The organism is Peptoclostridium sp. AF21-18 (genome assembly GCF_003478825.1).
GTDB lineage: Bacteria > Bacillota > Clostridia > Peptostreptococcales > Peptostreptococcaceae > Peptacetobacter.
Genome location: NZ_QUGE01000041.1, coordinates 1 through 10,163, shown reverse-complemented (window position 1 = coordinate 10,163; position 10,163 = coordinate 1). Strand labels below are relative to the sequence as shown.

11 protein-coding genes are annotated in these 10,163 nt (G+C 34.0%); 10 read left to right on the top strand and 1 reads right to left on the bottom strand.

Features of this window, described 5'->3' with window-relative positions:
- Window positions 1-252 precede the first annotated feature (252 nt).
- Entirely contained in the window at window positions 253-630 is a 378-nt protein-coding gene (locus tag DWX74_RS10700) for a desulfoferrodoxin family protein (protein ID WP_118549931.1), read from the bottom strand.
- Between the two features lie 369 nt (window positions 631-999).
- On the opposite strand from DWX74_RS10700, the gene murJ reads away from it, so the two are divergent.
- From murJ to tgt, 10 genes are all read left to right on the top strand, one after another.
- Window positions 1,000-2,562 carry a murein biosynthesis integral membrane protein MurJ gene (gene murJ / locus DWX74_RS10695; RefSeq protein ID WP_118549930.1) on the top strand — a complete coding sequence of 521 codons (1,563 nt, stop codon included), beginning with the start codon at window positions 1,000-1,002 and terminating at the stop codon, window positions 2,560-2,562.
- Window positions 2,563-2,664: 102 nt separating this feature from the next.
- Window positions 2,665-3,627: a serine hydrolase domain-containing protein gene (locus tag DWX74_RS10690; RefSeq protein ID WP_118549929.1), complete on the top strand. Its 963-nt coding sequence runs from the start codon at window positions 2,665-2,667 to the stop codon at window positions 3,625-3,627.
- A 293-nt stretch (window positions 3,628-3,920) separates the two neighbouring features.
- Window positions 3,921-4,151, top strand: coding sequence for a DUF3791 domain-containing protein (locus DWX74_RS10685; protein WP_118549928.1), 231 nt, complete (start codon window positions 3,921-3,923; stop codon window positions 4,149-4,151).
- Complete coding sequence (locus DWX74_RS10680) at window positions 4,138-4,362, top strand: hypothetical protein (RefSeq protein WP_040410369.1); 225 nt, start codon at window positions 4,138-4,140, stop codon at window positions 4,360-4,362. The genes DWX74_RS10685 and DWX74_RS10680 overlap by 14 nt, the downstream gene beginning before the upstream one ends.
- Before the next feature lie 165 nt (window positions 4,363-4,527).
- Window positions 4,528-5,031, top strand: a complete 504-nt coding sequence (gene ruvC / locus DWX74_RS10675; protein ID WP_118549927.1) for a crossover junction endodeoxyribonuclease RuvC — start codon at window positions 4,528-4,530, stop codon at window positions 5,029-5,031.
- A 45-nt stretch (window positions 5,032-5,076) separates the two neighbouring features.
- The gene (gene ruvA, locus DWX74_RS10670) at window positions 5,077-5,679 is read left to right on the top strand and encodes a Holliday junction branch migration protein RuvA (protein ID WP_118549926.1); all 603 of its coding nucleotides are present in this window, start codon (window positions 5,077-5,079) and stop codon (window positions 5,677-5,679) included.
- A gap of 52 nt (window positions 5,680-5,731) precedes the next feature.
- Complete coding sequence (gene ruvB / locus DWX74_RS10665; protein WP_118549925.1) at window positions 5,732-6,748, top strand: Holliday junction branch migration DNA helicase RuvB; 1,017 nt, start codon at window positions 5,732-5,734, stop codon at window positions 6,746-6,748.
- A 521-nt stretch (window positions 6,749-7,269) separates the two neighbouring features.
- Window positions 7,270-8,295, top strand: a complete 1,026-nt coding sequence (gene queA, locus DWX74_RS10660; RefSeq protein WP_040410371.1) for a tRNA preQ1(34) S-adenosylmethionine ribosyltransferase-isomerase QueA — start codon at window positions 7,270-7,272, stop codon at window positions 8,293-8,295.
- A gap of 22 nt (window positions 8,296-8,317) precedes the next feature.
- On the top strand, window positions 8,318-8,851 hold the full coding sequence (locus DWX74_RS10655; RefSeq protein WP_118549924.1) for a phosphate-starvation-inducible PsiE family protein: 534 nt from the start codon (window positions 8,318-8,320) through the stop codon (window positions 8,849-8,851).
- A gap of 32 nt (window positions 8,852-8,883) precedes the next feature.
- On the top strand, window positions 8,884-10,005 hold the full coding sequence (tgt, locus tag DWX74_RS10650; protein WP_006439820.1) for a tRNA guanosine(34) transglycosylase Tgt: 1,122 nt from the start codon (window positions 8,884-8,886) through the stop codon (window positions 10,003-10,005).
- Window positions 10,006-10,163: the final 158 nt, after the last annotated feature.

The following is a 10,163-nucleotide window of genomic DNA, read 5'->3' as shown; positions in this document are numbered from 1 at the left end:
AAAAAATACTCCAATCGTTAGATTCTTAAGTCCAACAAATTGGAGTACCTACATGTGGGTTTTAATTACAACAAAATATTTTACTTACATGCACGTCGAAGCCTGGAGAGAAGTTTGTCTATATACTATTATGCTTCGCATAGTAACAAATAATTGGCTAATTTTTCTTATTATATTCATTAATAAGAAGTAAATTATAACCACTTATACAATAAAAAAGGGTGTTGCAACTATTGCAACACCCTATAGTTCTTATAATTCTTTTTTCCATAATCCGTGTAAGTTACAGTATTCGTATACAGCAACTGGTTTTTCACCTTCAAGTAAAGCGAATTCAGCAACTGGTTTTTCACCTGGTTTAAGGTCTTTTCTACGTACTCCCTGATCTGTTTCAAGAAGTATGAACATTATGTAGTGTTTGTCTTCCATTGGATGTTCTACTGAACCAACCTGAGCTTTTACTACGTTTCCTTCAACACATACTTCTGGAACGTGTTTTTCTGTAGCTGCATCTACTGTATTTGGAACTAGTTCTGTCATTTTCTGTCCACAGCACATTAATGGTACTGGAGTTTCATATACTACCTCAACTAAATTTTTACATCTTTCACATAAATAGAATTTTGTCATTTTAAATTCCTCCTAATAATTGACACTTTGTGTCGTATTTTTTATTTTAATTTGATTCTTACCTTAGCAATAATAGGATTGATTAAATTTCTCATCGAAAATTTTTCTCATCTTACTCAATCACTTATTAATATAATTACCCGTTAAAATCTTCTTTAAACATATAAAAGTAAAAAAACAAAAAATTTTGAAAAAAATATAAAAAACAAAATTTCAAAGGTGTATAATTTAATATATACTCAAAGAAAAACGATAATAAATACAAAAGTATAAATCATATGAAATATAATAGAAAAATCCTTTGAAAGTGTATACAAAATAATTAAGAGAGAGTATTCTTGTGTATATATAAAAATCAGGAGGAAAATTATGAGCAAGGTGGCAAAAGCTACTATGGGACTTTTCATAGTTACCATGGTTTCGAAAATTTTTGGATTTGCCAGAGAGACTATACTGGTATCTGTCCACGGTGCAGGAATGGTTACCGATGCGTTTATAACATCGATGAATATTCCGACGGTTATATTTTCAACGATAGGGAGTGCGCTTGCGACGACATTTATTCCGATGTACTACACAGTGGAAAAAGATCTGGGCAAGGAAGGGACAGATAAATTTGTAAATAATATATTCAATATGATAGTTGTTGTCAGCTTATTATTATCCGTAATTGGGTATATATTTTCTGACGAGCTAGTAAAAATATTTGCAATGAGCTATTCTGGAGAAAAACTGAAGCTGGCTTCAGAGTTTACGAGGATAATGATATGGGGGATGGTGTTTATAGGGCTTAGTAATATAATGACATGCCTAATGAATATCAACTCAAAATTTATCGTGCCGAGCATCACAGGTATCCCATTTAATATAATAATTATTGTGGGGATATATCTAAGTGCAAAATACGATATCAGACTAATGCCTATATTTACATTGATTGGTATGGCGAGTCAATTCTTATTCCAGGTGCCAGTTTCGTACCACGATGGATATAGGTACAAATTCTACATAGATTTAAAAGATAAATACATAAAAAAGACGTTAATACTTGTAATACCAGTGTTTATAGGAGTTGGGGTAAATCAGCTAAATACAGTTGTCGATAGAACATTGGCATCTACACTTGGAGACGGGATAATTACTGTGTTAAACGATGCATCTATTTTAAATACATTTGTAATAGGTGTGTTTATCTCAAGTATTCAGTCTGTTGTATATCCTTTACTATCTAAACTATCTAGTGAAGGAAATAGCAAAGCAGCTACAGGTATAATAAGAAAAAGTGTGAACGTGGTAATAGTTCTTATGGTTCCTATAGCGGTTGGAATAATGGTACTTTCAATTCCAATAGTGCAACTTGCGTTTGAAAGAGGGAAGTTTGACCACAGTGCAACACTATTAACTGCGGCGGCGCTTTCATACTATGCACTAGGATTACCTGCTTCAGGGCTTAGAAACATACTTGGAAATGTATTCTACTCTTTTGGAGATACTAAAACACCTATGAGAAACGGAATGATTGCAATGTTTATGAATATTTGTATGAACTTAGTATTTATAAAATTTATGGGGCATTGTGGTCTTGCATTTGCGACAAGTATTTCAGCGACAATATGTATATTATTATTGTTTATGAGCTTGAAAAAGAAGATAAAATACTTCGGGCAAGACAAGATAATAATTACTACAATAAAATCTATAATATCTGCAGCGATTATGGGTGTTGTGGTGTATTTTGTGTATAAATTCCTTACAATAAGCGGTATTCATGGAACAAAACACCTTATAAAAGTATTGTTTGCGTCTGTGATGTCTGGTGTTGTCGTGTATGGAGGAGCAATTCACCTTATGAAGGTGGACGAGGTTGAAATGCTTTTAGATATTTTCAAAAGTAAATCTAAGCAGATTGTTTCAAAGATGCGCAATAAATAGATGTATGGATAAATTTGTGGAAAAAGAGTAAAATATGAATAGAGTAGTATAAGAGAGTAAAGAAGATAAGATTATATAAAGAGGAAAATTGGAGGGTTTAATATGATATCAGATAACCTTATAAAAAATTATGCGAGTGCAAGGGGCACATCTAATTTAGTTCTTACAGTTGGAACTATAGACAATGGAGAAATGGAATACAAAGTTTACGGTCATAAAGGTGCTCAAATAACTAAGCAACAGCATAGATACGAGATAGGATCTCTTACTAAAAGTATTATGATGGCTAAGCTATGTCAGGCAATTAGCGAAGGAAAAGTTAGTCCAACTGACAAAATTGGGACTATATTAGACGAAAATATAAGTCACAATCCGACAATAGAGCAGCTTGCAACTCACACTGCAAGATACGGAAATTCATATCCTAAGCATATAGCTAGAAAAGAAATGAAAAATGCGCTATTTAGCAAGGATAATCCATATTGTGGATATAAGGAAAATGATATATTAAATGATATAGAAAGCTTTAAACCAAATGCTAAGCATCGTGAATGGGTGTACTCTCATTTTGGTGGAGCAGTTATGGGAGAAGTGTTATCTAAGATATATGATAAGGATATTAAGACGATTATAGAGGAAACTGTAGAGGAGCTAGGTCTTGAAAATACTGGCTATACAGGAGATACTGAGATAGGTAAGTGTTGGAAATGGAATGGGGACGAGGTGTATGCGGCGACATCTGGTCTAGTGTCTACAGTGAATGATATGATGAAGTTTGTTCAGGAAAATATCGAGTGTGATCCGGAGTATTTAGCTTTAGGACATAAGAAGTATTATACTATTTCTAAAGGTAAGTACGATATGGGGCTTGGTTGGGTAATCAATGACGATACTAAGATTATCTGGCACGATGGAAGTACTGATAATTTTGACTGCTTTATAGGTTTTGAGAAACACAGCAAGAAAGGTGTGGTTGTGCTTTCAAATTATCCGAATAAAGGAGAAATAAATGCTGCAAAGATAGGACTAGAGAAGATTACTGAGTTAGTAAAGAATCGTAAATAGGAAAAAGGAAGAACTATATATGTCTACTCCAGGCTTCGACGCTTTCTTTGCTTTTTTCGAACTCCGTTCGAATAGCAAATGTTGAAAGCGTCTGTAGATTGTCGTATGACATATATAGATTCTTCCTTTTTTATTACATTTCTATCTAGCTCAGAAATCTTCGGGGAGTCGCTGGAGGTAGATATAGTCTTCCTATTTCTTATTACGCTTTTATCTAGCTAGGAAATTTTAAGTATGTTGTAGGTTTTGTGATATAATTTTTATATAGAGATTATAAAAGGACGTGATTTATTATGATAAATGAAAAGGAAATGGATTTTGTTGTATATTGCGTGGAGAATTTGGCTAATTATATAAATGAGGACTCAGTTAAAGTTTTTGATTTGCTTGATGAAAACGAACTTATAGAAGGGTATATTTTAAAATTTTATGATATTTTACATACTCAAGGTAAGGATTGGATTGTTGAGGACTTAGTAGAACAATTAGAGAAAAGTGGATGTGATGAATATGTTAGCAAATAAAACTTTATTAAATATGAAATACGCAAGAGTTATAATGGAGTTTTCAAGAATTACTGGTGTTTCTGAAAATGATGCACTTAGAATATTCTATCATTCTGATTTATATTTTTTAATGAAAAATGGGATATCTGATATTCATTGTATGTCTGATAGTTGGTTGGCAGAAGAGTTGAAGGAAGAATATAATAATAAGAAAATTGCAAATAAATAAGTAGGCACTCATTTTATTTTGAGTGTCTTTTTTTGATGATATCAAAAGTTTGAACGATTTTATTTTTTTCTGTTTGTATGGTATAATAGTACATATGTTTGATAAAATTGGACGATTCTGTTTACAGATCGGTCCATATAAACTAAAAGAGAGAGGATTTTTGTTTTGATTATTTTAGGGATTGACCCAGGTATCGCGATTGTAGGATACGGGGTTATTGAATACAAGGGAAATAATTTTAGAGTTATCGACTACGGTGCGATTACTACTCCAGCGCACACAGATTTGACTACTAGGCTAGAGATGGTGTACAAGGGAGTTGATACGATTATAAAGAGTTATGATATAGATGAGGTTGGAATCGAGGAGCTGTTCTTCAACAAGAACGTAAAGACTGCGATTACTGTTGCTCAAGCGAGGGGGGTTACTCTTCTTGCGTGTGCTCACAATAATATTCCAATTTACGAGTACACACCACCTCAGATTAAGCAGGGAGTTTGTGGATATGGTAGAGCTGATAAAGTCCGGGTGCAGAAGAGTGTTACTTCATTTTTAAAGCTTAAAAAAGTACCAAAACCTGATGATGTCGCCGATGCACTTGCAATTGCTATATGTCACGCCCATGCAAATAAATTGGATAAAACTTTGAGAAATATTCAGGGATTATAATAAGAAATAGTTATAAGAAAGTATGATTATAGAAAGGAAAAAGTTATGTATAGATACATTAAGGGAACTATCGAGGAAATAGGTTTTGACAGTATTACTATAGATAATAACGATATAGGGTACAGTATTTTGGTGTCTTCAAATACAGCAGCTCAGTATCAGGTCGGCGAAAAAGCTAAGGTATTTACTAAGCTGATAGTCAGAGAGGACGAGATGTTTTTATGTGGATTCCACTCTGAAGAAGAGAGAAATATGTTTGATATGCTTACTTCAATATCAAAAATAGGTCCAAAAGTTGGGCTTTCAATTCTTTCATTTGCAACACCAAAACAGCTTGGAGCGTATATTTTAAGTGAGGATATAGCCAAAATATCTAAAGCTCCAGGAGTTGGGAAGAAAACTGCGGAAAGAATTATATTAGAATTAAAAGATAAGATAGATAAGACACAGATTGAGTTTGAGCCTACTTTATTAGAAGCTCAGCCAGCAGCTATTTCTATAGACGAATCTGTGGATGCATTGATAGCACTTGGTTACACACAGGCTGAAGCAAAAGAAGCTGTCAAGAAAATGAAGAAACCAGGTATGGAAACTGAGGAAATTATCAGAAAATCACTTACATACTTAATGAAAAATCCTATCAAATAATCTAAAGTAAAGTTTGGATTGTGAGGTAGAGAAGGGAGAAATTGACGAGGAAATGCTAGAAGATTTCGATGAAAATAGAATTATAACGTCTACTATGCAGATGGACGATGTGGAAATTGAGAATAATTTAAGACCTAAAACACTTGATGAGTATTTAGGTCAGGAAAAGTCAAAAGAGCAGCTTAGTATTTTTATTGAGGCAGCCAGAAGTAGAAATGAACAGCTAGACCACGTACTTTTATATGGACCTCCAGGCCTTGGAAAGACTACATTAGCGGGAATAATTGCCAATGAAATGGGCGTTAATTTAAGGATAACATCTGGTCCTGCAATAGAAAAGGCTGGGGATTTAGCTGCGATACTAACAAATTTAGAAGAGAATGATGTTTTATTTATAGACGAAATTCACAGAATAAACAGAAGTGTTGAGGAAGTTCTTTATCCTGCGATGGAGGATTTTTGCTTGGATATTATAATCGGTAAAGGGCCATCAGCTAGAAGTATAAGACTTGATTTACCTAAATTCACTCTAATTGGAGCGACTACTAGACCAGGTATGCTTACAAATCCACTTAGAGATAGATTTGGTGTAATTTGCAAACTAGACTACTACACAAATGACGAGCTTGCTCAGATAGTTAAGAGATCGTCTGGACTTTTAGGTGCAGATATTGATGAAAAATCTGCAGCAGAGATTGCTAGAAGATCTCGTGGAACACCAAGAATTGCAAATAGATTATTAAAAAGGGTTAGAGATTACGCTCAGGTCAGAGCAAATGGAGATATTACAGAACAGGTTGCAAGCGATGCACTAGAATTGCTTGGTGTGGACTCTCTTGGACTTGATTATGTAGACGAAACTCTTTTAAAAACAATCATCGAGAAGTTTGGTGGTGGGCCAGTTGGACTGGATACACTTGCAGCTTCAATAGGTGAGGATAGAAATACAATAGAAGACGTATATGAACCGTATCTGATACAGTTAGGATTTATAAACAGAGGTGCGAGAGGAAGAATGGCAATGCCAAAAGCGTACAAACATCTCAATTATGAAATCTCTGATAAGTAAAAAGAGGGAGCCTACACATATTATCCCCGCTCCAGGCAGTCGAGCTGCATTGTCGCCGGGTTATAATATTGTGTAGCCTCCCTTAGTTTTTTACATAGCAAGAGATTTGAATAATTGAGAAAGTTTGTACTTAGATAAAAAGTTTATAAAACCATTAAATGCAAGTGGGTGAGAGCCAGAGGGTTCTATTTTTTTGTCAAAAATTACCACTCCTAAAAGAAAAATAATTCCAAAATAAAATCTAATATATTAATAGAAGAAAGTTTTTAAAATTTCAGAAAAAAATATCTTCTAAATATTGAAAATACTTGCACATAAAGAAAAATTTACCTGTAAAAAATATTCTTACAAAAGTTTCATTGATGAATTTTAAAGAAAGTCAATTTGTAAATATATATGGAAAAAAATTTGTTTTTTTGTTATCATAAAAAGAGTATGCAAAAATAAAATGTCAAATAACAACATCAGGTTATATACCAGATGAACTATAAAAAATGATTATAAGAAAGGAAGAGAGAGCTTTGAAGACAAGCGATTTTAATTTTGATTTACCACAGGAATTAATTGCTCAGACTCCAATAGAAGATAGATCTGCATCAAGACTTATGGTGTTAGATAAGGAAACTGGAGAGATTGAACATAAAATTTTTAGAGATATCAAAGAATATCTTAAACCGGGTGATTGTCTAGTTTTAAATGATACTAGAGTAATACCTGCGAGATTAATAGGTGAAAAAGTGGACACAGGTGGAAAGATAGAGTTTTTACTTTTAAAGAGAAACACAGACGACACTTGGGAATCACTAGTTAAGCCAGGAAAGAGAGCCAAAATAGGGACTAAGTTCTCATTTGGTGGAGGAAAGTTAATCGGTGAAGTAGTTGGAATGGCTGATGAAGGTGCGAGAATTATAAAATTCCACTACGACGGAATATTTGAGGAAATATTAGACGAATTAGGAAATATGCCACTTCCTCCATACATAACGGAAAAATTAGAGGAAAAAGAAAGATATCAGACCGTTTATTCTAAACACAATGGATCTGCTGCGGCACCAACTGCAGGGCTACATTTCACAAATGAATTATTAGAAGAAATCAAGGAAATGGGTGTAGACATAGCATTTGTAACATTACACGTTGGGCTTGGAACATTTAGACCTGTAAAAGTTGACGATGTACTAAACCACGAAATGCACTCAGAATTCTACATGGTTACTCAGGAAGCTGCAGACAAGATAAATAAAGCAAAAGAAAACGGAAATAGAGTAATATGCGTTGGAACTACAAGCTGTAGAACAATAGAATCTGCTGCCGAAGAAGACGGACACATGACAGCAAAGAGTGGATGGACAAATATATTCATCTATCCAGGGTACAAATTCAAGGTGTTAGACAACCTAATTACTAATTTCCACTTACCAGAATCTACACTAATAATGCTAGTAAGTGCATTATGTGGAAGAGAGCACGTGCTAAATGCATACAACGAAGCTATAAAAGAAAGATATAGATTCTTCAGCTTTGGGGATGCAATGTTTATAAAATAAATTAAACTAGGGGTTGAGAAATTTGAAACACAAGAAGAATGGATTTATTTTAAATACGGCATTTATTTTCGAAAAAATTCTTGCGGCGGTTGTATTAATTGCAGTATTTTTGGGAACAATAGATGTCCTAAGACTTATATGGGATACGTATATAGTTAATTTTGAAAATATAATTCAGTATGAACAGCTAAATGACATGCTTGGGCAGATACTGCTTTTAGTAATCGGGGTTGAGCTTGTAGTAATGCTTTCACTTCATTTGCCAGGAGCGCTAATCGAGGCACTTTTATATGCGATTGCAAGAAAAATGCTTTTAATTCCTAAAAAAGAGGGGATGTTAGAGATACTTTTAGGAGTAATTGCGATTGCTGGGCTGTTTATAATCAAAAAATACTTGATAGACCATAATGAAAACGACGAAGATGAAAAGACGTTAGAGGATCATAAAGTCGACTTTGTATGCAAGGCACTTCCAATATTCTGCAAAAACAGAAAAGACAAAAATCACGTGTGTACTTGCCAGAAAAATGAGGAAAAAGAAGAAATTGATAATTAGATAAAATAAAATTAAAAAGAAAGGATGAGAAGATGTACGCAGTAACTTACGAATTAATAAAAACTTGTAAACAGAGTGGTGCGAGATTAGGTGTGCTTCACACTCCACATGGCGATATAGAAACTCCAATATTTATGCCAGTTGGAACTCAGGCAACAGTTAAATCAATGACACCAGAAGAATTAAAAGAAATAGGATCACAGATAATACTATCAAACACATATCATTTATACTTAAGACCAGGTCACGAATTAGTGAAAAAAGCTGGAGGACTTCACGAATTCATGCACTGGGATAAACCAATATTAACAGACAGTGGTGGATTCCAGGTATTCTCACTTGGACCACTTAGAAAAATTTCTGAAGAAGGGGTAGAATTTAGATCACATTTAGATGGTTCTAAACATTTCCTAACTCCAGAAAAAGCTATGGAAATACAGAATGCACTTGGTTCAGATATAATGATGGCATTTGACGAATGTGCTCCATACCCAGCTAGTAGAGAATACGTTAAAAATTCTTTAGAAAGAACTACTAGATGGTTAGAAAGATGTAAAGAAGCTCACAAAAATCCAGAAAAACAGGCACTATTTGGAATAATCCAGGGTGGAATGTACAAGGATTTAAGAGAGCAGTCAGCAAAAGAAATAACTGCAATAGATTTACCAGGTTATGCAATAGGTGGACTAAGTGTTGGTGAGCCAAAACCAATGATGTACGACATATTAGAACACACAACTCCATTTATGCCAGTGGACAAACCAAGATATTTAATGGGTGTTGGAAGTCCTGATGATTTAATAGAAGGTGTAATAAGAGGGGTGGATATGTTTGACTGCGTTCTACCTACAAGAATTGCGAGAAACGGAACTGCAATGACAAGTCAGGGAAAAGTTGTTGTTAGAAATGCGACTTACGCAGAAGACTTCACTCCACTTGATCCTGAATGTGATTGTTACACTTGCAGAAACTACACTAAGGCGTATATAAGACATTTAATAAAAACTAATGAGATGTTAGGTGCGAGATTAATAACTACTCACAACTTACATTTCTTATTAAAATTAATGGAAAACATAAGACAGGCAATAAGAGAAGATAGACTTCTTGATTTTAGAGAAGAGTTCTTCACAAAATATGGATACGAATTATAAAAAGGCGGAAGTTTGTTTCCTTTAACAGAAAAAGACTAGTTAACCTTTGGCTCCTGGCTTCGACGTGTGTGCTTTTAAAAAGTTTTGTTTTTAAAGTGCTGCACGTGTAGGTACTCCAATTTGTTGGACTTAAGAATCTAACGATTGGAGTATTTTTT